This is a genomic window from Luteimonas sp. TWI662, from assembly GCF_039673825.1.
In the GTDB taxonomy this organism is placed as follows: domain Bacteria; phylum Pseudomonadota; class Gammaproteobacteria; order Xanthomonadales; family Xanthomonadaceae; genus Luteimonas.
The window spans coordinates 1-900 of the sequence record NZ_JBDJMI010000054.1 but is presented as its reverse complement, the minus strand read 5'-3'; the positions used below and the strand labels follow the sequence as shown (position 1 = coordinate 900).

The 900-nt window shown below is 64.9% G+C and carries 1 protein-coding gene; it reads left to right on the top strand.

Annotated features, from left to right (window positions below):
* The coding region (locus ABE488_RS17710) for an ISL3 family transposase (RefSeq protein ID WP_346449707.1) at window positions 1–900 on the top strand (900 nt) is incomplete at both ends.

Sequence of the window (900 nt, the reverse complement as noted above, 5' to 3'; positions counted from 1 at the left end):
CGCCCGCATGATGTACTGCCAGCACTGCGGCAGTCGGTGCCGGCAGGTGCATGAGACGACTGCGCGGCGGGTGCGTGACCTACCTCTGATGGCACTTCAGGTGCGGTTGGTGGTGCCGCGCCGGCGCGTCTGGTGCGACCAGTGCGGCGGTCCGCGACTGGAAAAGTTGAGCTGGCTGGGGCGCTACCAGCGGGTGACCGACCGGTTGGCCGAGGCGGTCAGCCAGCTGCTTGAATCCAGCAACATCCTGGCTGTTGCCCGCTTTTTCCAACTGGGTTGGCACACGGTCAAGGCGCTCGATAAGGCCCAGTTGCGGCAGGTTGTGCGGGAGCCGGATTGGAGCCAGATCCGGTATCTGGCGATGGATGAGTTCGCCCTGCACAAGGGCCATCGCTACGCCACGGTTGTCGTCGATCCGATCAGCCGTCAGGTGCTGTGGGTCGGTCATGGCCGTTCCCGCGAGACTGCGCGCGCCTTCTTCGAGCAGCTTCCTGCCGGCGTTGCTGAGCAGATCCAGGCCGTCGCGATCGACATGACGACCGCTTACGAGCTGGAGATCAAGGCCAACTGCCCCAACGCCGAGGTCGTCTACGACCTGTTCCATGTGGTGGCCAAGTACGGTCGCGAGGTGATCGACCGGGTGCGGGTGGATCAGGCCAACCAACTGCGCCACGACAAGCCCGCCCGCCGAGTGATCAAATCCAGCCGCTGGCTCCTGCTGCGCAATCGCGACAACCTGGATCGCCGCCAGTCGGTGAGGCTGGACGAACTGCTCGAAGCCAACCAACCCCTGCTCACCGCCTACCTCATGCGCGATGAGCTCAAGCGACTGTGGTTCTACCAGCATCCCAGCTGCGCCCAACGGGCCTGGGAGCACTGGCTGGAGCAGGCCCAATCCAG